Origin of the sequence: Flavobacterium soyangense (assembly GCF_015277675.1) — a bacterium.
GTDB classification, from domain to species: Bacteria; Bacteroidota; Bacteroidia; order Flavobacteriales; family Flavobacteriaceae; genus Flavobacterium; species Flavobacterium soyangense.
On record NZ_JADHEC010000044.1, the window covers coordinates 1 to 20281 of the forward strand.

Annotated in this window: 22 protein-coding genes; 20 read left to right on the plus strand and 2 right to left on the minus strand. The window is 32.9% G+C overall.

Annotated features, from left to right (window positions below; translation table 11 throughout):
* Nucleotides 1–433 precede the first annotated feature (433 nt).
* The 16 genes from IR213_RS14540 (at nucleotide 434) to IR213_RS14615 (ending at nucleotide 14716) form a co-directional block, all read left to right on the plus strand.
* Entirely contained in the window at nucleotides 434–1057 is a 624-nt protein-coding gene (locus IR213_RS14540; RefSeq protein ID WP_194313030.1) for a thioredoxin family protein, read from the plus strand.
* A 53-nt stretch (nucleotides 1058–1110) separates the two neighbouring features.
* Nucleotides 1111–1524, plus strand: coding sequence for a nuclear transport factor 2 family protein (locus tag IR213_RS14545; protein ID WP_194313031.1), 414 nt, complete (start codon nucleotides 1111–1113; stop codon nucleotides 1522–1524).
* Between the two features lie 6 nt (nucleotides 1525–1530).
* Nucleotides 1531–2157, plus strand: coding sequence for a pyridoxamine 5'-phosphate oxidase family protein (locus tag IR213_RS14550; RefSeq protein WP_194313032.1), 627 nt, complete (start codon nucleotides 1531–1533; stop codon nucleotides 2155–2157).
* A gap of 95 nt (nucleotides 2158–2252) precedes the next feature.
* Nucleotides 2253–3236, plus strand: a complete 984-nt coding sequence (locus IR213_RS14555) for a type I glyceraldehyde-3-phosphate dehydrogenase (protein WP_194313033.1) — start codon at nucleotides 2253–2255, stop codon at nucleotides 3234–3236.
* Nucleotides 3237–3596: 360 nt separating this feature from the next.
* Nucleotides 3597–4919: a pyridoxal phosphate-dependent decarboxylase family protein gene (locus tag IR213_RS14560; protein WP_317173156.1), complete on the plus strand. Its 1323-nt coding sequence runs from the start codon at nucleotides 3597–3599 to the stop codon at nucleotides 4917–4919.
* Nucleotides 4920–5177: 258 nt separating this feature from the next.
* Nucleotides 5178–5651 (plus strand): DinB family protein, encoded by a 474-nt coding sequence (locus IR213_RS14565; protein WP_194313034.1) that lies wholly within the window; start codon nucleotides 5178–5180, stop codon nucleotides 5649–5651.
* A gap of 212 nt (nucleotides 5652–5863) precedes the next feature.
* Entirely contained in the window at nucleotides 5864–7120 is a 1257-nt protein-coding gene (fabF, locus tag IR213_RS14570; RefSeq protein ID WP_194313035.1) for a beta-ketoacyl-ACP synthase II, read from the plus strand.
* 189 nt (nucleotides 7121–7309) lie between these two features.
* Complete coding sequence (locus IR213_RS14575; RefSeq protein ID WP_194313036.1) at nucleotides 7310–8482, plus strand: molybdopterin molybdotransferase MoeA; 1173 nt, start codon at nucleotides 7310–7312, stop codon at nucleotides 8480–8482.
* Nucleotides 8483–8490: 8 nt separating this feature from the next.
* Nucleotides 8491–9234 carry a sulfite exporter TauE/SafE family protein gene (locus IR213_RS14580; protein ID WP_194313037.1) on the plus strand — a complete coding sequence of 248 codons (744 nt, stop codon included), beginning with the start codon at nucleotides 8491–8493 and terminating at the stop codon, nucleotides 9232–9234.
* A gap of 133 nt (nucleotides 9235–9367) precedes the next feature.
* On the plus strand, nucleotides 9368–9733 hold the full coding sequence (locus IR213_RS14585) for a cupin domain-containing protein (RefSeq protein WP_194313038.1): 366 nt from the start codon (nucleotides 9368–9370) through the stop codon (nucleotides 9731–9733).
* Between the two features lie 194 nt (nucleotides 9734–9927).
* Nucleotides 9928–10164 (plus strand): MoaD/ThiS family protein, encoded by a 237-nt coding sequence (locus IR213_RS14590; protein ID WP_194313039.1) that lies wholly within the window; start codon nucleotides 9928–9930, stop codon nucleotides 10162–10164.
* 13 nt (nucleotides 10165–10177) lie between these two features.
* The gene (moeB, locus tag IR213_RS14595) at nucleotides 10178–11257 is read left to right on the plus strand and encodes a HesA/MoeB/ThiF family protein (RefSeq protein ID WP_194313040.1); all 1080 of its coding nucleotides are present in this window, start codon (nucleotides 10178–10180) and stop codon (nucleotides 11255–11257) included.
* 17 nt (nucleotides 11258–11274) lie between these two features.
* On the plus strand, nucleotides 11275–11709 hold the full coding sequence (locus IR213_RS14600) for a molybdenum cofactor biosynthesis protein MoaE (protein ID WP_194313041.1): 435 nt from the start codon (nucleotides 11275–11277) through the stop codon (nucleotides 11707–11709).
* Nucleotides 11710–11712: 3 nt separating this feature from the next.
* A complete protein-coding gene (moaCB, locus tag IR213_RS14605; protein WP_194313042.1) occupies nucleotides 11713–12627 on the plus strand; it encodes a bifunctional molybdenum cofactor biosynthesis protein MoaC/MoaB in 915 nt (304 codons plus the stop codon).
* Nucleotides 12617–13621 carry a GTP 3',8-cyclase MoaA gene (moaA, locus tag IR213_RS14610; protein ID WP_194313043.1) on the plus strand — a complete coding sequence of 335 codons (1005 nt, stop codon included), beginning with the start codon at nucleotides 12617–12619 and terminating at the stop codon, nucleotides 13619–13621. Before moaCB ends, moaA begins: the two co-directional genes overlap by 11 nt.
* 210 nt (nucleotides 13622–13831) lie before the next feature.
* Complete coding sequence (locus tag IR213_RS14615; RefSeq protein ID WP_194313044.1) at nucleotides 13832–14716, plus strand: helix-turn-helix domain-containing protein; 885 nt, start codon at nucleotides 13832–13834, stop codon at nucleotides 14714–14716.
* Between the two features lie 341 nt (nucleotides 14717–15057).
* Here the strand turns inward: IR213_RS14615 and IR213_RS14620 are convergent, their stop codons facing one another.
* Nucleotides 15058–15900, minus strand: a complete 843-nt coding sequence (locus IR213_RS14620; protein ID WP_194313045.1) for an AraC family transcriptional regulator — start codon at nucleotides 15898–15900, stop codon at nucleotides 15058–15060.
* A 95-nt stretch (nucleotides 15901–15995) separates the two neighbouring features.
* On the opposite strand from IR213_RS14620, the gene IR213_RS14625 reads away from it, so the two are divergent.
* The 4 genes from IR213_RS14625 (at nucleotide 15996) to IR213_RS14640 (ending at nucleotide 19231) form a co-directional block, all read left to right on the plus strand.
* The gene (locus IR213_RS14625; protein ID WP_194313046.1) at nucleotides 15996–16556 is read left to right on the plus strand and encodes a short chain dehydrogenase; all 561 of its coding nucleotides are present in this window, start codon (nucleotides 15996–15998) and stop codon (nucleotides 16554–16556) included.
* A 435-nt stretch (nucleotides 16557–16991) separates the two neighbouring features.
* Nucleotides 16992–17336 (plus strand): 5-carboxymethyl-2-hydroxymuconate Delta-isomerase, encoded by a 345-nt coding sequence (locus tag IR213_RS14630; RefSeq protein ID WP_194313047.1) that lies wholly within the window; start codon nucleotides 16992–16994, stop codon nucleotides 17334–17336.
* Between the two features lie 5 nt (nucleotides 17337–17341).
* Nucleotides 17342–18568 carry an MFS transporter gene (locus tag IR213_RS14635; RefSeq protein WP_194313048.1) on the plus strand — a complete coding sequence of 409 codons (1227 nt, stop codon included), beginning with the start codon at nucleotides 17342–17344 and terminating at the stop codon, nucleotides 18566–18568.
* Between the two features lie 81 nt (nucleotides 18569–18649).
* Nucleotides 18650–19231 carry a Crp/Fnr family transcriptional regulator gene (locus IR213_RS14640; RefSeq protein WP_194313049.1) on the plus strand — a complete coding sequence of 194 codons (582 nt, stop codon included), beginning with the start codon at nucleotides 18650–18652 and terminating at the stop codon, nucleotides 19229–19231.
* A gap of 457 nt (nucleotides 19232–19688) precedes the next feature.
* On the opposite strand, the gene IR213_RS14645 is transcribed toward IR213_RS14640, so the two are convergent.
* Nucleotides 19689–20156: a DUF1440 domain-containing protein gene (locus tag IR213_RS14645; RefSeq protein WP_194313050.1), complete on the minus strand. Its 468-nt coding sequence runs from the start codon at nucleotides 20154–20156 to the stop codon at nucleotides 19689–19691.
* Nucleotides 20157–20281: the final 125 nt, after the last annotated feature.

Below are 20281 nucleotides of genomic sequence, written 5' to 3' on the forward strand. Positions count from 1 at the left end.
TATTATATTTGACATGGATATTGTTTGTTTTGCGACTTCAAGATACTGAATTTCAGTGTCTTGAGCAATATCTAATTAATATTTTTTACTTCAAATAATTACACCCAACGGGTTATTATTAGATTGTTTTTATGAAAATCAATTGGTAAATGAAAAAAAACCAAAATACATTGTCTAACAGCAGACTTATTTTAGTTTAGAAAATCTCGAAAAAAATCTAATTAAAATTATATGGTTTTAATACAGTATTCCTCATAATATTTTCTACAAAGTGAAACTAATTTACCTACATTGGAAGCCCCTAAATTATTAATCATTAACAAGTTCCATCAGAAGGGAAAATTGTCCACCTATTTGCGACAATGCTCCATTTATGCAATGACAAGAATGTTGCACCTTTGTATTGTAGATATTAACAACATACACTATAACTATGGATACCAATGCATTAACTACGCTTGATTACAAACAATATTTTAGAGAGGGAATTCTTTATGCCCACTATAAGGAACAGATGGCAATGGATTTTATTTCGAATACTGATGTGCAAATTCAGGAATACATTCTGCTGAACCAAAGCAGAATGCGTCGCTTAGACAAGACCTATACTCCTTCAAAAGAACTACAGGAATTATTGCAGAATTTAAATCATAAAACCTATTGGTTGGTTTTGACAGAACACTGGTGTGGCGATGCTTCGCAAACCCTGCCAGTCTTAAATAAAATAGCGGAATTAAGCCAAGGAAAAATAGAATTAAGACTAGTCTATCGGGATCAAAACCTAGACTTGATGGATGCACACCTGACAAAGAATGGCAGGGCAATTCCTAAATTAATACAATTAAACGAGCATTTTTCCATAACGGGTATTTGGGGTCCCAGACCAAACGAAGCACAGGATTTAGTTAATAAATTAAAAGCCAATCCCGAAACTGCAACCACCTACGCTGGCGATTTGCATTTATGGCATGCCAGAAACAAACAGCAGGCTATGGAAAAAGAAGTCTCTAAGTTAATTTTTAAAGCAAATCTATTTTGTCCCGATTGTTTGTCGTAAATTTAAATGCTAATTAATATTTAAAAGATTCTAATAACTAAATAAATAATAAAATGGAACAAAAACTTCCCCTTCCCCCATTTACAATGGAAACTGCCTTGCAAAAAGTACAATTGGCCGAAGATGCCTGGAATAGCAAAGACCCTGAACGTGTTGCATTAGCATACACGATCGATACTGAATGGCGCAACCGAACTGATTTCGTCAACGGTCGCGAAGCCGTAATAGAATTCCTGAAAGGAAAATGGGAAAGAGAACTCGACTACAAACTCAAAAAAGAGTTATGGGGTTTTCGCAACAACCGTATGGCGGTTCGTTTTGAATACGAATATCACAATGCCGAAGGACAATGGTTTCGTGCTTATGGCAACGAAAACTGGGAGTTCGACGAAAATGGTTTAATGCAAAGACGTTTTGCCAGTATCAATGATATGCCAATCGAGGAGAAAGACAGAAAGTTAAAATAAAAGACCATGGCTAAAAATTTTGCCGCAATTGCTTATACGGATGCCGTCAAAGCCTTGCAAGAAAAACACGGCAGTCGCAACAGCTACGAACGAATGGAAAAATTTAACGTGGTTGATGGATTGTCTAATAATGAAATTGGTTTTATAGAAAATCGAGATAGTTTTTTTATGGCCTCTATTAGTGAGAATAATTTCCCGTACATCCAGCATCGTGGTGGACCAAAAGGATTTTTGAAAGTCTTAGATAAAAACCGAATTGGGTTTATAGATTTCTCTGGCAATAAGCAATACATCACAGTTGGCAATATGGAAACCAATAATAATGTGGCTTTATTTTTGATGGATTATCCTGCAAAAGTGCGGTTAAAAATCTTTGCCAAAACTGAGATTGTGGAACTCAAAGACAATCCCGAATTATTGGCTACACTTGATATAGACGACTATAAATTTCGTGCCGAACGAATGATGATTTTCCATATTGAAGCCTTTGATTGGAATTGTCCACAACATATAACGCCACGTTTTACGGCCGAGGAAATTAAAATTGCCTTAAAACCCCAGCAAGAATATGTAGCTCAATTAGAAGAAGAAAATAAAAGGCTTACCGCCAAATTAAAAGGTGCAGGATTATAAATAAACCTGTGAAATTTTCCTTAAAAAGTAATTAAAAAATTGAAGGTATTTTAACCCCTGTATTTTTTTAAATAAATAATTTAAAAGAAACAAAAATGAAAAAAATTGCAATTAATGGTTTTGGTAGAATCGGCAGATCTTCTTTAAAAGTTATTTTAGAAACTCCCGATTTAGAAGTTGTGGGAATCAACGATTTAATGAGTATAGAAAATGCCGTTTATTTACTTAAATATGACAGTATTTATGGCAAATTTGATAAAAAAGTCTCTTTCGATGGTGAATACATTGTAATTGATGAAAAACGAATTCGTTTTACGTCAATAAAAGACCCTTTAGACTTGCCTTGGAAAGAATTGGTTGTCGATGTAGTTATTGAAAGTACCGGTTTTTTTACCAATAAAATTGATGCTGAAAAACACTTGACTGCAGGTTCTAAATTTGTTGTTATATCCGGCCCGACTAAAGACACACCTACGGTTGTTCATGGTGTAAATACAGAAGACGGTAAAGTAAGCGTTTTCTCTTGTGCAAGTTGTACCACTAACAATATCAGTCCAATTATTGAAATTCTAGGACGAAGAATTGGGATTAAAAAAGCAATTTTAAATACTACTCACGCATACACCGCTTCGCAAACATTAGTGGATGCACCTTCAAAAAAAGAACCTAGAATGGGGAGAACAGCTGGTAATAATTTAGCTCCTGCCGCTACTGGCGCCGCTATTGCCACCACTAAAGCTTTGCCACAATATTTAGGTAAATTTGATGGAGTTGCAGTTAGAGTTCCTGTAGCAGTTGGTTCTATTTCTGATATTACTTTTGTTACTGAAAGACCAACAAGCGTTGAAGAAATTAATGCTATTTTAATTGAAGAAGCTCAAACTCCTAGATACAACAAAGTAGTTGCGGTAACGGATGAACCATTGGTGTCAACCGATATTATAAAAAGCCCTTTTGCCTCTACAGTTGACCTTGAAATGACTAGAGTTGTTGATGGCGATTTGGTTAAAGTAATGGCTTGGTATGACAATGAATGGGGATTTACTAATCAAATGATAAGACAGATACAAGAGTTGTAAATCAATTTAGATGTTCATTCATTAGATGTTCATTTATATAAATAACATCTAAATTAACCCTTTGGGTGTAATTCAATTTATCTAATTTTTTAACCACATAGAAACATAGATTTTCCAATTTTTGAAAGGCGTTTGACTTTGTGTTAGAATACATAGGCTATATGAACACAAGAATTGAACTATTCAACTCTATTTTTTCTATATTTCTATGTGGTTTAATTTTTTATTGAATCGATTTATTGAAATTTTTATTAATTCCGCCCAACGGGTTAAAATTAGATTATTGAATTATGAAAACATTTTTAACTGATTCAGATTATCAAATATTTAAAGAGTTATCTACAAACTAATAAAACTAAAATGAACGAACATTTACAAAGAGATTTATCCCAACTGGACAATTTACTTGAAAAAGTAAAAGAGCAAGGACTTGAGTATTTGAAAAATATTTCAAATAGAGATACTTCAACCCAAAACGTACTAAAAGGGAAACTAAATTTATCTGAAGGGGGTTTAGGCACATTAGAAACTCTTAAACAATTTAATGAAAGATTTGAGCCAATAATAGTATCAACTTCTGGACCTCGTTTTTGGGGATATGTTACCGGTGGATCAACTCCTGCTTCAATAGTTGGGGACTGGTTAACTACAATTTATGATCAAAATAGTTTTGCGACTAATGGACAAGGAGATATTTCCGCAATAATAGAGTTAGAAACGATTCAGCTAATGTTAGACCTTTTTGAATTGCCAACTAATTTTTTAGGTGGCTTTGTAACAGGTGCAACAATGTCCAATTTCACTTGTCTTGCAGTTGCAAGACAGTGGTTAGGAAAAGAATTAGGAAAAGATTTTGCAAAGGAAGGTGTTTCTGACAATCTAAATTATTTAACTGCTACTCCACATTCTTCTGCAATAAAATCACTTTCACTTTTAGGAATTGGAAGTAACAATATAATTAAAGTAAAAACATTAGAAGGAAATAGAGAAGCAATAGATGTTATCGATTTGGAAAGTAAAATTATTGGACTTTGTGGTGAACCATTTGTTCTAATCTCTAGTGGAGGAACAGTGAATACGGTTGACTTTGATGATTTTGTTGCAATAGCAAAACTGAAAGAAAAATATAATTTTTGGTGGCATATTGATGCCGCTTTTGGTGGTTTTGCAGTATGTTCAAATACACACAAGCACCTCGTGAAGGGTTGGGAAAATGCAGACAGTATCACAATTGACTGTCATAAATGGTTAAATGTTCCTTATGAAAGTGCCGTATTCTTTGTAAAGGAGCAACATAAACATTTGCAAGTTGAAACATTTCAAAATTCCAATGCCCCGTACTTAGGAAATCCACTCGAAAATTTTAGTTATCTAAACTTTTTGCCTGAAAATTCAAGACGATTAAAGGCTCTGCCGGTTTGGTTTTCTCTTATTGCTTATGGAAAAAAGGGATATCAGGAAATTGTCGAAAATTGTATCATATTGTCAAATCAGTTCGGATACTTTATCCAAGAAAGTGCACATTTCGAATTATTGGCACCCGTAAGATTAAATACCGTTTGCTTCACGTTGAAAGGCAAAGAAAATCAAGAAAAGGTAAATGCTTACCTAACATTATTAAATGATACAGGGAAAGTTTTTATGACACCAACAATATACAATGGACAAAAGAAAGGGAATTAGGGCAGCATTTGTAAATTGGAGAACAAGTGAAAACGATATTGCATTAGCGACTAAGCTAATGACAGAAATAGTTAGTAAACTGAAATAATTTTATAGGCAACAGTGACTTAGCAATAGATGTAAAATTATTGGCACAACATCAATGTAAAACTGGACTTTCATAAGTTATGTGCAAGTATATGCTAAAAACCCGCCACTTCATCACTAAGTTAAAAAGATTAAGAATTATAACAGCAATAGTTGATTAAATAATTAAAAATGAAAAAAGATAGTTACTTAAAACAAATACGTTACGAGTCTTGGGCTAATAACAGTATCATTGATGCTTTTATGAAAGCCTCTTTTCCTATGGAAAGTACGCATCAGATTATTTCCCATAATCTTAATGCCTTCTCAATATGGCTAAAACGTATAAAAAATGAAGAAGTAACAATTAAATTGTGGGATACCCATACGATAGACGAATTGAGTTTACTTAATGTAACTCTTTATTCCGATTGGAGTAATTATTTAGGTACTCTAGATGATAATGATTTCTATAAAAAAGTAAGTTTTACTTTTATGGGAAAGAAAGCGTCAATTAGCATTGAGGATTTAATTATTCATCTTATTAATCATTCGTCATACCATAGGGGCCAGGTAATTCAACAATTAAAAGGTAAATTATTAGCATTACCCTTATCGACATATATAGCTTTTGCAATAGAAACTGAAACTGATTATAAATCTTGACGAGAATGAATAATACTTTTTTTATCTAAGCATAGATTTTAAATTGTCACTAGAAAATAAAATCTTGCTATACAATAAAAGAAAGTTATGACTTTTAGCGAGAGTTGCTAGATAATTTTGCCAAATTAGAAAATGAAAAACTTAAAGACTTAGTGAATGAAATTGGTTTAAAATAAACATACAAATGAGTCTTATAACGCAAATAATAAAATATGATAAAAGATCTTAAAAGAGTTGTGGTTACTGGAATGGGAGCCATAACACCTCTTGGTAATTCTGTAGATGAGTTCTGGAAAAATAGTCTTGCTGGAAAAAGTGGTGTAGATTTAATTACGAAATTCGACGCTACTAATTATAAAACAAAATTTGCCGCTGAAGTAAAAGGTTTTATTGCAACCGACTATTTTGAAAAAAAAGAAGCACGTAAATACGATTTGTTTACCCAATACGCTGTGGCTGCGGCTGATGAAGCAATAAAAAATGCTGGACTAAACTTTGACTTAGTTAACAAAAATAAAGTAGGTGTGATTTGGGGGTCTGGTAATGGAGGCATTCAAACTTTTCAAGACCAAATCGAAGACTTCATAAATGGAGGAAAACTTCCTCGTTTTAATCCGTATTTTATTCCGAAAATAATTGCCGATATTCCTTCGGGTATTATTTCAATACGATACGGTCTACGAGGTTTAAACTTTTCTACAATTTCGGCTTGTGCGTCTTCCAATAATGCCATCATTGATGCCTGTAATTACATCCGCTTGGGAAAGGCTGACATCATTATTACAGGTGGGTCTGAAGCACCAATAAATGAATCTTCAATTGGTGGTTTTAACGCATCAAGAGCCTTATCAACAAACAATGAAAACCCTCAATCTGCCTCAAGACCTTTTGATATTCATAGAGACGGTTTCGTAATAGGTGAAGGTGCCGGAGCTTTAGTTTTAGAAAGTTTAGAGTCTGCTCTAAGTCGTGGAGCCACCATTTTAGCAGAGGTAGTCGGTACCGGAATGGCTGCTGACGCTTACCATTTAACAGGGACACATCCGGAGGGGGAAGGTGCCTATTTAGGAATGTTAGACGCTCTTGAGGATGCCGAAATTACACCTTCTGAAATTGATTATATAAATGCACACGCAACTTCCACTCACATGGGTGACGAAAGTGAGTTAAAAGCTATGTTTAGAGTTTTTGGAGAAAGAAAAAGCCTAAATATAAGCGCAACTAAATCAATGACGGGACATTTATTAGGTGCAGCTGGAGCAATCGAAGCTATTTTGTGTATAAAAGCAATTACGGATAGTATTGTGCCTCCCACAATTAATACCGTTGAGGTCGAACCAGAGTTCGCTGATAAATTTAATTTAACGTTAGCTAAAGCACAATATAAAGAAATCAGTTACGCAATGAGTAATACTTTTGGTTTCGGTGGGCATATTGCAACTACAATTTTTAAGAAATGGGCGAAATAATATTTTGTTAGCTTTAATGTACTGATTTATTATTAGAAGCTTGTTTATATTAAAAATGAAAAATTGTATCGAACGGGATATTTATTTTGGGAAATTTTTAAATAAATTTGATGAATCAAATGTTTTTATAACAACCTGCAATAGACCTATAAGTTAATTTTTGGGTCACTAATTTTATAAAATAATTTTATGATACAAGTTAATGATGCCATATCCATTATAAAAGATAATTGCTTTAAAATGGCTGCCAAGAAAATAAGAGTAAGCAAATCGCTTGGCTATATATTGGCAGAATCTATTTTTTCCCCAATAAATATGCCTCCTTTCCGTCAATCGTCAATGGATGGCTATGCCTTTTCTTATGGTGAATCAAGACGCTTTGATATTATAGGAACTTCACAAGCCGGTGATTTTTTAAATTTTGAAATTAAAAAAAATCAAGCGGTTCGCATTTTTACTGGTGCTTTTGTCCCTGATAATGCTGATACAGTTGTAATGCAGGAAAATATCACAGCAACTGAGGGAGTAATCGAAATCAATAAAATGCCTTTGCGTTTTGACAATGTGAGAAAGAAGGGAGAGCAAGTAAAGAAAGGGGAACTTGTTCTTAAAGAAAACACCTTAATAACTCCGGCTGCAATAGGCTTTTTGGTTAGTTTGGGAATTAAAGAAATAATGATTCATGACAAACCTAAAGTTGCGATTGTAGTCACTGGAAATGAATTAGTAAAAGCTGGTAAGAAATTGCCAAAAGGAAAAATATACGAAAGCAATTCAATAATGTTAAAAGTAGCTTTACAGCAAACAGGAGTTAAAAAAGTTAAAACATTTCGTGTAAAGGATAATTTTGAAGCCACAAAAACAGTTTTAAAAGATTGTCTTTCTGACTTCGACATAGTTCTGGTTTCGGGCGGAATATCAGTAGGAGATTTTGATTTTGTAAAAGAATCGCTTTTGTCAAATAACGTTGAAGAATTGTTTTACAAAATCAACCAAAAGCCAGGCAAACCATTGTTTTTTGGAAAAAAGGAAAACACGATTGTATTTGCATTACCCGGGAATCCCGCTTCTGCATTGACTTGCTTTTATGTATATGTGTTGCCGGCCATAAAAAAAATGTTGGGATATGAAGCAATTCATTTACCGAAAATAAATCGAAAAATCAGCACTGATTTTACTAATTCAACTGGAAAGGCTTTGTTTTTAAAAGCATTTTATGATGACGAAAAAGTAACGGTTTTAGACAGTCAAAGTTCGGCAATGTTGAATACATTTGCAGTTGCTAATGGTTTAATTTATTTACCTTATGATCTTGTAAATATTAAACAAGAAATGGAAGTTACTGTTTTACCTTTTAATTAATAATCACGATGGAGATTGCAAGTATTGATTATATAATTTTATTCTGTCTATTACTGGCAGTAGTCGCATTTTTATATTCTAGTGTTGGGCATGGCGGTGCTTCCGGATATTTAGCTTTGATGTCCATTTTTGCAATACCCATTACAGTAATGAAACCTTCAGCTTTGTTGCTTAATTTGTTTGTTTCGGGCATTTCGTTTTTCTTTTATTATAAAAAAGATTTTTTTAAACCCAAGTTGTTTTATCCATTCGCCATAACATCAGTACCTGCAGCGTTTATTGGTGGGTTAATTCCAATCGAAAATAATAGTTACAAAATAGCATTAGGTTTAGTATTGATTCTTGCGGTATTGAGGCTGCTTGGATTTTTCAATAACAAAGAAAGAGAGATGACAAAAATTCATATTCCATTGGCAATGGGAATTGGTTTCGGTATTGGTTTGCTATCCGGAATGTTAGGAATAGGCGGAGGTGTAATTCTAAGTCCCATTCTTTTATTTTTAGGCTGGTCATCGATAAAGGAAACTGCGGCTATTTCGAGTTTGTTTATTTTTGTGAATTCAATCGCTGGTCTTTCGGGCTATTTTTTGAGCGGCAAAAGTCTTCCGACAGAAAGTTTTTATTTAGTGCCTATTGCTGTTTTTGGAGGAATGCTAGGGGCGTATTACGGAAGTGGTTACTATTCAAACAAGGTTTTAAAGTACGTTTTGGCTACCGTAATTTTAATGGCAAGCATTAAGCTGATTGTTTAGTTTAATCATAGACCATTATTATTACGCCGTTTAACGAAAAGCTTCTTGATTACTAATTTATAAGCTGTGCCTCATCGTCGCACGACACAAAAAAAAGAAATATAAACTAAAATTATTATTAAAATAATAGAAAATGTCAATAGAAAAAGTAAATATCGCTGATAAATTATCACTTTTTAATGATTATTGGAATCCAAGAATTGTTGGAGAATTAAATGGACAACTTGTTAAACTTGCAAAATTTGAAGGTGAATTTGTTTGGCACCAACACGAAAACGAAGATGAAATGTTTTTGGTAATAAGTGGAATTTTAAAAATGGAGTTTAGGGACAAAATTGTTGAAGTCAATCCTGGTGAATTTATAATAGTTCCTAAAGGTGTGGAACATAAACCTGTTGCTGAAAGTGAAGTTTCTGTAATGTTATTTGAACCAAATACGACATTAAATACTGGAAATACAAGAGGAGAATTAACCAAAGAGAATTTGGAAAAAATTTAAAATTAAATAGCCAAAACTGTATAAAAAAACTTATCTAAAAAAACAACGAACGCACAACAGCAGTCTGGCAATGAGGCGGCTTTACGCTTAATTTGAAGTTCGTTTTGTGTTTGCGAAGTTAATGTTTAACTAAAAGTTAGGCTACCTTAATTCGGCACATCGCCAAGTTGCTAAACGTTTTTAAATTTAATCGAATGATACTACTAAAATATTTTGGCAACATCGCCGAAAAAACTAAAAGCAACGAAGAAGAAATTCCTTATTTGGATATATCTTTGAAACAATTAATTGATGAATTAGAGCAGAAGTATAATTTAGACAAACAATCTTTCAGTGTAGCCATAAATCAAAAGATAGTTCAAAATATACAAAATCAGAAATTAAAAGACAATGATATCGTTGCTTTACTGCCACCATTTGCAGGGGGCTAAATTTTAAATCATTATGGAAACCAATCGATACAGCCGACAAATCATTCTTCCCGAAATCGGGATAAATGGACAAAAAAAATTACGCGATGCCAAAGTTTTAATCATTGGTGTCGGTGGCTTGGGTTCGGCAGTTTTGCCTTATTTAGCGGCTGCCGGAATCGGTGAAATTGGAATTATGGATCACGATACTATTGATCTAACAAATTTGCAACGCCAAGTGATTTATAATACAAATTCCGTGGGCAAAAGCAAAGTTCTAGAAGCCAGGGAAATGGCCTTGGCCTTAAATCCTTCGATCAAAATTAATGCAATTGACGAAAAACTAGAAGCTGAAAATGCGATTTCCATATTCGAACAGTATGACATTATGGTAGATGCCACCGATAATTTTGATACCAAGTATTTGATCAACGATGTTTGTTGCTTAGCTAACAAGCCCTTTGTTTATGGTTCAATTTATAGATTTGAAGGACAGGTTTCGGTTTTTAATTACCAAAACGGACCAACCTACCGTTGTCTTTTTCCCGAAGAAGCAAACGAGTCAAAAAATTGTAATGATGCAGGAGTTTTAGGAGTTTCAGTTGGAATTATTGGAATGTTTCAAGCTAATGAAGTGCTGAAAATGGTTTTAGGTATTGGTGACGTATTGTCAGGTAAATTATTGGTATATAATACTTTAAATAATGAACAGCAAAAATTTGAATTTTCAAAAACACAAATAATTCCTTTAGATAAATTAAATTTCGATAACAAGTATTTAAAGAATAAAAAATCACCTAACGAAATCTTAGCTTCTCTTGCTTTGGAACAAATAAACAATCCAAATATTGTATTTCTGGACGTTCGAAATAGGGATGAATTTCCCGAAATAACAATTAAAAATAGCATCCAAATTCCATTAGACCTTTTAGAAAATGAATTGCATCAATTGGATTCTAAAACTGAATTTTTTGTTTTTTGCCAATCGGGAATCAGAAGTAAAATTGCTGTCGAAATTTTAAAAAATAATAAATTTGACAATGTTAGAAGCATTATTGGAGGTGCAAAAATGTTGAATAAATTGCTTAATAACAAAACCGTTTTGGTTTCTTAAAGTTTAAAATAATTGAAATGAATAAAAAAACAGTTTTCATACAAGGAGCAATTTCTTCGGAATTCATTGCCCAATCGATAGCTAAACATCAATCAAAACACACCATTGGCGCACACAATATCTTTTTGGGTCAAGTTCGAGCCGATAAAATTGATGGAAATATCGTTACGGCCATAGAATATTCCGCTTACGAAGAAATGGCAGATGAAGCTATGGCAATAATTAGAGAAAAAGCTTTTGCCCAATTCGATTTAGTTTGTATGCACATATACCACAGTTTGGGCATAGTAAAAACGGGCGATATATGCCTATTCGTATTTGTTTCGGCAACAAGGCGCAAGCAAGTCTATGAAGCAACGGAAACCATCGTTAATTGGATAAAAACGGACGTTCCCATTTTTGGAAAAGAAATAGTTGAAAACAATACTTTTACCTGGAAGAAAAACACTTAAATAATGGTCGATATAACTCATAAAATAAGTACGTTGCGAATGGCAACAGCAAAAGCAACCGTAAAAGTTAGCCAACAAAAAACAATGGATGCCATCCTGGATAATTTGGTTCCAAAGGGGAATGTGTTCGAAATGGCAAAAACAGCTGGATTATTTGCCGTAAAAAATACGCATCTTTCCATTCCGGATTGCCACCCTATTCCTATCGAATTCACCTCGGTGGAATATGAAATTCACAATTTAAATATCGATATTATTTTCAAAGTAAAAACGGTTTACAAAACAGGAGTTGAAGTTGAGGCCATGCACGGCGCTTCAATTGTGGCCTTAACGATGTATGATATGCTGAAACCTATTGACAAAAACATCGAGATTTCATCCATCAAATTAATCAGTAAAGAAGGGGGGAAATCCTCATTCAAAAACCGTTTTCCTTCCGCAATTAAGGCGGCAGTTTTTGTTTGTTCGGATTCAATTTTTGCTGGAGAAAAAGAAGATCGTTCCGGGAAAATAATTGTCGAAAAACTGGAAGCCTGTGGTGTTGAAACCACACATTACGAAATTATTCCTGATGAAATTGACGTGATTCAAGAACGCACCAAGGCTTTCGCCAAGGACAATCAACTCATTATTTTTACTGGCGGAACAGGGCTTTCGCCAAGAGATGTTACTCCTAAAGCATTGGAATATTTATTGGAAAGCAGAATTCCGGGAATTGAGGAAGCGGTGCGTTCTTATGGGCAACAACGAATGCCGTATTCTATGCTATCAAGAACCGTTGCCGGAACATTGGGTAATTCGTTAATATTGGCATTGCCAGGTTCAACCAATGGTGCAAAGGAATCTATGGAAGCTATTTTTCCACACGTTTTACACGTTTTTCATATTTTAAAAGGAAATAATCACGATGCAAAATGACGCTATTTTAACGGATGATTTTGGGCGAAAGCACAACTATTTACGCATTTCGTTAATCGAAAAATGCAATTTGCGCTGCACCTATTGCATGCCTGCCGATGGGATTTTGTTGTCTCCAAAGAAAGACATTATGACTGCTGACGAAATTTATGCAATAGCCAAAACATTTGTAAATAATGGTGTTGATAAAATCCGTCTTACCGGTGGAGAACCTTTACTAAGGAAGGATTTTCTTGAAATTATTGCCCAACTTGCCTTACTCAAAACCGAGATTTCCATCACCACAAACGGTATTTTGATAGACAAACATATTGAAGTTTTAAAACAAAATAATGTCAAGAAAATTAACCTAAGTTTGGACACTTTGGTTGCTTCAAAATTTCAAACCATTACGTTACGAAATCAGTTTGAAAAGGTGATTGACAACTTGCATTTACTACTGAATAATGATTTTAAAATAAAAATCAACGTAGTTTTAATCAAAGGTTTTAATGACAACGAAATCATCGATTTTATAAAACTGACTGAGTTATTACCACTATCAATAAGGTTTATAGAGTTTATGCCTTTTGCCGGTAATGAATGGGACAAGAGCAAAATGGTTTCCCAAAAAGAGATTTTAGATCAAGTTCAAAATCATTTTCCAGAATCAGATTTAGAAAAATTAGAAGACGATAAAAATTTCACCGCAAGGGAATTCAAGATAAAAAATTACTTGGGAAGTTTCGGAATAATCAGTTCCATAACCAATCCGTTTTGTGATGGTTGCAATAGAATTCGACTAACAGCCAATGGAAAAATTAAGAATTGCCTGTTTTCTAACTCCGAAACTGATTTGCTGACTGCTTTTAGAAACGGGGAATCCATTGAAAATTTAATTGGTTTTTCCATTAGAAACAAAAAGAAACTGCGAGCAGGAATGAATACCTTTGACGATATAAACAATCCAGTTTTGAATTTAAATAACCGAAGTATGATTGCCATTGGGGGGTAATTCTAAGATAGTTAATAGCGATTTAAATAAATTAATATTTTTAAGTGTTAAAGTAATTAAATGTTTTTTATGACTATTTTGCAGCATGGATATAAATGCCAAACAACTTTTTAAAATATTAAAATAATACCAAAGATTTTTTTGTCAACAGTTAATAAAAAATCTTATTTTTATAACCCCAATTAAATTAAATTTGCAGAAAATAATGTTATGTTAGACAAATCCACTTTTACTTTAATCAATCCACAAAACGGAAATTTGGCCTTCAAACTATCTACATTTGATAGCAATAGCCAGTTTAACGAAATTCAAAGACTGAATTATTTTTCACTGATTTGGATTCAAAAAGGCAAAGGAATAGTTACTGCTGATTTTTCGGATAATCCATTCGAAGAAGACAATTTATTTGCTTTTTCACCCTATCAACCATTTATGCTAGCTTCAGAAGAAAATATAGAAGGAGTTGCTTTACACTTCCACCCTGAGTTTTTCTGTATTTACAAGCATCAAGCTGAGATATCCGCAAACGGAATCTTGTTCAATAATATTTTTAAACCACCTTATGTTACTCTAGATGAAAGTTCTAAGAGCACTCTTGAAATGGTAGTTGGGCAGATAAGAACAGAAATTCAAAATCCGGAACTCTCCCAATATGAATTATTGGTTTCTTATCTCAAAATATTTTTAATTACGGCTACAAGACTTAAAAACCAACAACAGCCCGATGAAGATTTCCTTGGGTCTACGGATGCTAAAGAGCCTTATATTCTTCAGAATTTAAAGAATTATATTGAGCTGCATTTCAAGTCCAAACATTCAGCCAGTGATTATGCCGATTTATTAAATATTACACCAAAAGCTTTAGCAAAAATTACAAAAAATCACTTCAATAAAACTTTAACCGATTTAATATCGGAGCGGATTATTATCGAAGCCAAAAGAGAATTGTACCTCACCAATAAAGCTGTAAAAGAGATTGCTTTTGAATTGGGGTATGAAGATGAGCATTATTTTAGTCGTTTTTTTAAAAATAATGCTGAGGTATCACCACAAATATATCGAGACACCGTTGGTTTTGCGAGAGGAATGACTTGATAATTTAATATTAAAAATACTGGAAAACTACTGAAAGTTTTGAGATTCAAAAAATATCATTTTGAGTCCAATGCAAATCAAGAATGGTTTAAAACTTTAGCGAGTTCAAACTATAGCGATGATGTTATTTATGAAAAGTGTATATTGTTTAAAACCATGATACAAATGGACTATTAAACCCGACTCTTATTTTGTTGCTTTAATATTTACATATGGTTTTGGAAAAATTTTCCAAAATAAATCATAACATAATCCAGCTGGAGCCTCAATCGAAAAAAATAGGGCAATACTATAATAATCTATCAAGTAAGACTTAAATTATATCTTAAAAAAATTCTAAATTAATTAGAAAACCTTTTTCTATATTCTGACGGACTTATCCCTTTAAACTTTTTGAAAGCCTTATTTAAATGGCTTTCATCAGCATAATTTAGTTCGTAGGCAATTTCGCCAATACGCATATCACTATGCAACAATCTAGTTTCTATTAAACGTAACTTGTAATTGGAGATATAACCTTGTAAAGTCTCCCCTACTTGTTTCTTGAAATATTTTCCAAGGTAATCATTTGAAATACCAAAATGCGCACTCATTATTTCGCTTTTGAGCATTTTGGGTTCAAAAATATTTTGCTGAATATAATTTAATATTTCGAGCACGGTTTCTCCGGTGTTTTCTTTAATATTTTTAGGCAGTTTTAAAGCTATGTTTCTGGCGACAACAGTAATCATGGTAGTTACAATTTGTTCTATAATTTTTTGATGATACAATTGCTCATTTTCTAATTCATTAAGAATGCTTTCAACGAGTAGTGCTATTAAAGGTTTATCCGCTTTATTTTTCAAAATACAACCCGGACGATGACTTGCATTTTGAAGAATATAATCCATATGTTGCGCCATATCTTTTTCTTTATCAACTTTTGGAGAAAAAAAAGAATCCTCAAAACGAAGGAAAAAGAATTTTGTGGGTGTTGTTATTTCGAAAGAATGTGTGTCTTGAGGTGTTATTAAAAATAAATTTCCTTTACGATAATCAAACCTGTTATTACCAATAAATTGAACCCCTATTCCATCAATAATATAAATTAACTTGAAAAAATTATTAATCTCCAATACTTTAGGAAAACTATCCAATTCCTTAACATCAATTTCAAATGGATGATATAAATTTATGTTCTTCATTTTGCAAATGTACTGAATTAGTGCGAAAATGTACAATTTTACCAAGCCATTAACAGTATAAATTTGCAGTATTATAAATTCTAAAAAAAAATGAAATGAAAATTCTTATCATCGGTGCAACAGGCGCAATTGGAAAAATAGTAACTCCAGCCCTAGCACAAAAACACGAAGTGATCACAGCAGGAAGAAATAGCGGAGATATTCAGGTAGATATTTCCTCTGCAGACTCTATTAAAGCAATGTTTAATCTAGTAAAAAACATAGATGCTTGTGTGTGTGTTGCTGGTGACAGTCATACAGGCGATTTGGCAACGCTTACGGAAGAAAATTTAAATCTCGGAATCAAAAATAAGCTAATTGGACAAGCTAATCTGGTACTTATTGGACAAAATTACTTGAATGATAATGGCTCTTTTACTTTAACTTCTGGAAAAATGGGAGATAAACCAATAAAAAATGCAGCAGGTAAAGCCATTGTTAACGGAGGAATAAACAGTTTTATGATGGCAGCTTCACTAGAAATGCCAAGAGGGTTAAGGATAAATGTGGTAAGTCCTTCCAAAATATCTGACATTCCAGTAAATGACTTAATTGATGGCTATCTAAAAAGTATTGAAAACGGTACCAATGGAGAAATTATTAAAATAAATTATTAAAAGCAAAAAAGACATGATTGTTGAGTATGAGCGCAATGAAAATTAAGCCATTCAAATACAGAAAGCAGTAAGTCCGAAAATTGCATCGGTTGTTAAAAATGCAAGTACAACCGCAGAAAATGCAATACTTGTGCAAGGGAATAATTCTCATTTTGGGAAATACAAAAAAACCAAGAGAATAATACTATAGCATTCAAAGAAGAAACTGCTTTTTTTTCTAATTGTAAAGAAACAACACAAATAAGCTCTTGTACTTAGATACAATCAAATTAAATATGTTGTACCTCATTCTTCCCAAGGTGGTCAATCCACAATTGCTGAAGGGGTATGGCAAAAATTATAACGCATATTTCAAAAAAGCTATTACAATCAGAGCTAAAGATTACAGGTCCTAATTGTATCGCAATAAACAAAAACAATAAAATAAAAAAACAAATGCCACATCTAATAATTGATTGCTCAGAAAACATAATTAAACTAAAATCTCCAGAAGAAATAATGCAAAATGTACACGATTCGGCTGAATCTACAAATCTTTTTGATTTGGGTGATATCAAAGTGAGAATTAATCCATATCAATATTATAAAGCTGGAAACACAAAGGACGATTTCATTCACGTTTTTGGGAACATTATGGAAGGCAGATCTACCGCTCAAAAAAAGATGCTTTCAAAAGAAATCATCAAAAACCTGAAAATAATGTTTCCAGAAGTGACTATACTGTCAATGAACATTAGAGACTTTGAAAAAGCCACGTATAGTAATAAAGCAATGGTTTAAAAATTATGACCAGAAATTTAAATGAAACCCGAATCAGGGCAGTAAAAAAACACGGCAATGAAACGGTTTATTCAATTTTAGCCCTAATTTGCATTGCTCATTTAATAAATGATTTAATACAAGGAATTATCCCTTCTATTTATCCATTATTAAAACAAAACTATGGTTTTTCCTTTTCACAAATTGGTTTAATCACTTTTGCCTTTCAATTTACGGCATCTATTTTACAACCCATAGTCGGCTATTACACTGATAAATATCCCAAGCCTTATTCTCAAGTTTACGGTATGCTTTTTACAACTCTCGGTATAATTATCCTTTCTTATGCAAGTACTTTTAATTGGATTGTGATTTCCAGTATGATTATTGGAATAGGTTCTGCCATTTTTCATCCGGAGTCAGGGCGAATCTCAAATTTGGCTTCGGGTGGGAAATTGGGATTGGCACAATCAATTTTCCAAATTGGGGGAAATTTAGGTACTGCTTTAGCGCCATTAACTGTTGCTTTGATAGTTGTCCCCAATACCCAAAAATATATTCTTTTGTTTCTGATTGCTTCAACAATTGGCTTGGTTATTCTTACTCAAATTGCCAATTGGTATAAAGCACATTTGGTAAAAAATCATGGTAAAAAAATCATTAGGGAAAGCAAGCACCAGCTATCAAAAAAGAAAATAAAATGGGCAATTGGGATTCTTTTGGTTATTATTTTTTCAAAATTTATATATTCAGCGAGTTTATCTACCTTTTATACTTTTTACCTCATAGAAAAATTTCATCTTACAATTCAACAAGCGCAATTTCACATGTTTATTTACCTTTTTGCTTATATGCTGGGAACTATTATTGGAGGACCATTAGGTGATAAATTCGGGCGTATTTATATTATTTGGTTTTCTGTCTTCGGAGCAACGCCTTTTGCTTTGCTATTGCCCTATTCAAACCTTTTTTATACAGATGTATTAATGGTTATTATTGGTTTAATTATGTCATCCGCATTCCCGGCAATAATAGTGTATGCCCAAGAATTACTTCCTCAAAAATTAGGCATGATTTCAGGGCTTTTCTATGGTTTTGCTTTTGGAATGGCTGCTATTGGTTCAGCTTTATTGGGAATACTGGCAGATTACACCTCAATTCAGTATGTGTATCTAGTCTGTTCATTTTTACCCATAATTGGAGCTATATGTTACTTCCTTCCCAATTTGAATAAACAAAAAATAGACATTTAAAAAAATTCAACAGGGATAGTCATAATTATATTTAAGATTTAAATTTTAAATTTCATCCTCAAAAAACATTAAATTTGCTGAATGAATGAGTTTAAAGAAATCAAAAGATATGTAGCCAATTATATTCAACTTACAACTGAAGAGGAAGATTATTTTATTTCTCTATTGAGAATTACAAAAGTTAAAAAAAGGCAATGTATCGTTCAACCTGATTTTACTTGCAAATACAGAAGCTATGTGCTAAAAGGCGCTATGCGTGCTTACTTGGTTGATAATAAAGCACAAACACACACTTTAGCTTTTGCCATTGAAGATTGGTGGATTAGTGACTTTAATAGTTATATCAATCAAGAACCTGCTACTTCGTTTGTCGAAGCGCTGGAAGATACCATATTAATCCAACTTGATTATGATTCCGAGCAGTTGTTGCTTGAAAAGATTCCAAAATTCGAACGGTTTTTCAGAATTATTGCCCAACGCTCTTTTGCTTTTCTCCAAAGGCGAATGCTGTCGAACTTGAGCAAAACTGCCGAAGAGCGCTACGACGAATTTATTCAAAAATATCCAGCCATTGTTAATCGCGTTCCTCAATATGCTCTGGCTTCTTATCTTGGATTTAGCACCGTTTTTCTAAGTAAAATCAGAAACAAAAAAGCCAAATAGTTAATATCGTTTATCGAAATTTACTAAACTAGCCCGTTGGCTATGTCTCTATCAATAAATCACATTATTGATAACCTACTCGAAGTAGTAATGAAGTACCCTTTTTTAATTTTTGCTCACTCATTATCAACTTTTATAAATTGGAAAGAAAGATGCAGGAATGGGATAACCTACATCTTTCAAAACCAACAACAATTAAAATTTACTATGCAAAATGATTTTTAACAATTTCGGCAGCTTGTTTGTTAGTCTCTTCCCTATCTTTTGCTTGATTTTGCGATAATACATTACTCAATAATTTTACAGAATGTACTTCTGAAACTCCAACAAATTCTAACCACCAATTTATATATGAATCCTGAAAATCTAAACCAAAACGTTTTAGAAGTGCTTGTCTGTAAACACCAGATGTTAGAATAACACAAGCTTTTCTGTCTTTTTAAATACTTTTAAATATTTATATTTTAGAATTGTAATGATTGCTAGTAATAAGTGCTATTGGTAAACCAACCAAAATCATATGCCAAAAAATTCCAACAACTGCCAAACCTAAATCGAAAGGACCTTTTGGAATGTTTGAATTTGGTAAAACCAATAAATTCATTACCAACCAAATTCCTAAACCAAATAGTAGACCTGAGATTGCTTTGTCATTTCTTAAAACACTAAATTTTGGATAGGCAAAAAAGTAAATTGCTGCCACAACAAAAGCGATAAAATAATGATAACCCATTCCTGCAAAAATCATAGCAATGCTTCCATTAATTGCTGTTGGACCGTGAACACCACTTGCAATATATTGTAATACTTGGAACGGATTGAATCCGAACCAAATATAATAGACAATAACACCCGCTATTGCGTCTAAAGTACCGGCTACTATTCCGGATCTTAGAATTGTACTAACTGAAGTTTTTTCAGACATAATATTTTATTTCACTACTAACCGATTAATATTTTTAAACAGAAAGGGCTACTTTTAAAAGTAAGCCCTTTTTTTCATATATTTTGAGTGACAAAAAACAAAATTTATGAGTTCCAAAGATATTG

What these genes read in the sequence shown, in the direction of transcription:
- IR213_RS14540 (WP_194313030.1), top strand. Translation starts at nt 434, where the DNA reads ATGGATACCAATGCATTAACTACGCTTGATTACAAACAATATTTTAGA.
- IR213_RS14545 (WP_194313031.1), top strand. Translation starts at nt 1,111, where the DNA reads ATGGAACAAAAACTTCCCCTTCCCCCATTTACAATGGAAACTGCCTTG.
- IR213_RS14550 (WP_194313032.1), top strand. Translation starts at nt 1,531, where the DNA reads ATGGCTAAAAATTTTGCCGCAATTGCTTATACGGATGCCGTCAAAGCC.
- IR213_RS14555 (WP_194313033.1), top strand. Translation starts at nt 2,253, where the DNA reads ATGAAAAAAATTGCAATTAATGGTTTTGGTAGAATCGGCAGATCTTCT.
- IR213_RS14560 (WP_317173156.1), top strand. Translation starts at nt 3,597, where the DNA reads ATGAACGAACATTTACAAAGAGATTTATCCCAACTGGACAATTTACTT.
- IR213_RS14565 (WP_194313034.1), top strand. Translation starts at nt 5,178, where the DNA reads ATGAAAAAAGATAGTTACTTAAAACAAATACGTTACGAGTCTTGGGCT.
- fabF (WP_194313035.1), top strand. Translation starts at nt 5,864, where the DNA reads ATGATAAAAGATCTTAAAAGAGTTGTGGTTACTGGAATGGGAGCCATA.
- IR213_RS14575 (WP_194313036.1), top strand. Translation starts at nt 7,310, where the DNA reads ATGATACAAGTTAATGATGCCATATCCATTATAAAAGATAATTGCTTT.
- IR213_RS14580 (WP_194313037.1), top strand. Translation starts at nt 8,491, where the DNA reads ATGGAGATTGCAAGTATTGATTATATAATTTTATTCTGTCTATTACTG.
- IR213_RS14585 (WP_194313038.1), top strand. Translation starts at nt 9,368, where the DNA reads ATGTCAATAGAAAAAGTAAATATCGCTGATAAATTATCACTTTTTAAT.
- IR213_RS14590 (WP_194313039.1), top strand. Translation starts at nt 9,928, where the DNA reads ATGATACTACTAAAATATTTTGGCAACATCGCCGAAAAAACTAAAAGC.
- moeB (WP_194313040.1), top strand. Translation starts at nt 10,178, where the DNA reads ATGGAAACCAATCGATACAGCCGACAAATCATTCTTCCCGAAATCGGG.
- IR213_RS14600 (WP_194313041.1), top strand. Translation starts at nt 11,275, where the DNA reads ATGAATAAAAAAACAGTTTTCATACAAGGAGCAATTTCTTCGGAATTC.
- moaCB (WP_194313042.1), top strand. Translation starts at nt 11,713, where the DNA reads ATGGTCGATATAACTCATAAAATAAGTACGTTGCGAATGGCAACAGCA.
- moaA (WP_194313043.1), top strand. Translation starts at nt 12,617, where the DNA reads ATGCAAAATGACGCTATTTTAACGGATGATTTTGGGCGAAAGCACAAC.
- IR213_RS14615 (WP_194313044.1), top strand. Translation starts at nt 13,832, where the DNA reads ATGTTAGACAAATCCACTTTTACTTTAATCAATCCACAAAACGGAAAT.
- IR213_RS14620 (WP_194313045.1), bottom strand. Translation starts at nt 15,900, where the DNA reads ATGAAGAACATAAATTTATATCATCCATTTGAAATTGATGTTAAGGAA.
- IR213_RS14625 (WP_194313046.1), top strand. Translation starts at nt 15,996, where the DNA reads ATGAAAATTCTTATCATCGGTGCAACAGGCGCAATTGGAAAAATAGTA.
- IR213_RS14630 (WP_194313047.1), top strand. Translation starts at nt 16,992, where the DNA reads ATGCCACATCTAATAATTGATTGCTCAGAAAACATAATTAAACTAAAA.
- IR213_RS14635 (WP_194313048.1), top strand. Translation starts at nt 17,342, where the DNA reads ATGACCAGAAATTTAAATGAAACCCGAATCAGGGCAGTAAAAAAACAC.
- IR213_RS14640 (WP_194313049.1), top strand. Translation starts at nt 18,650, where the DNA reads ATGAATGAGTTTAAAGAAATCAAAAGATATGTAGCCAATTATATTCAA.
- IR213_RS14645 (WP_194313050.1), bottom strand. Translation starts at nt 20,156, where the DNA reads ATGTCTGAAAAAACTTCAGTTAGTACAATTCTAAGATCCGGAATAGTA.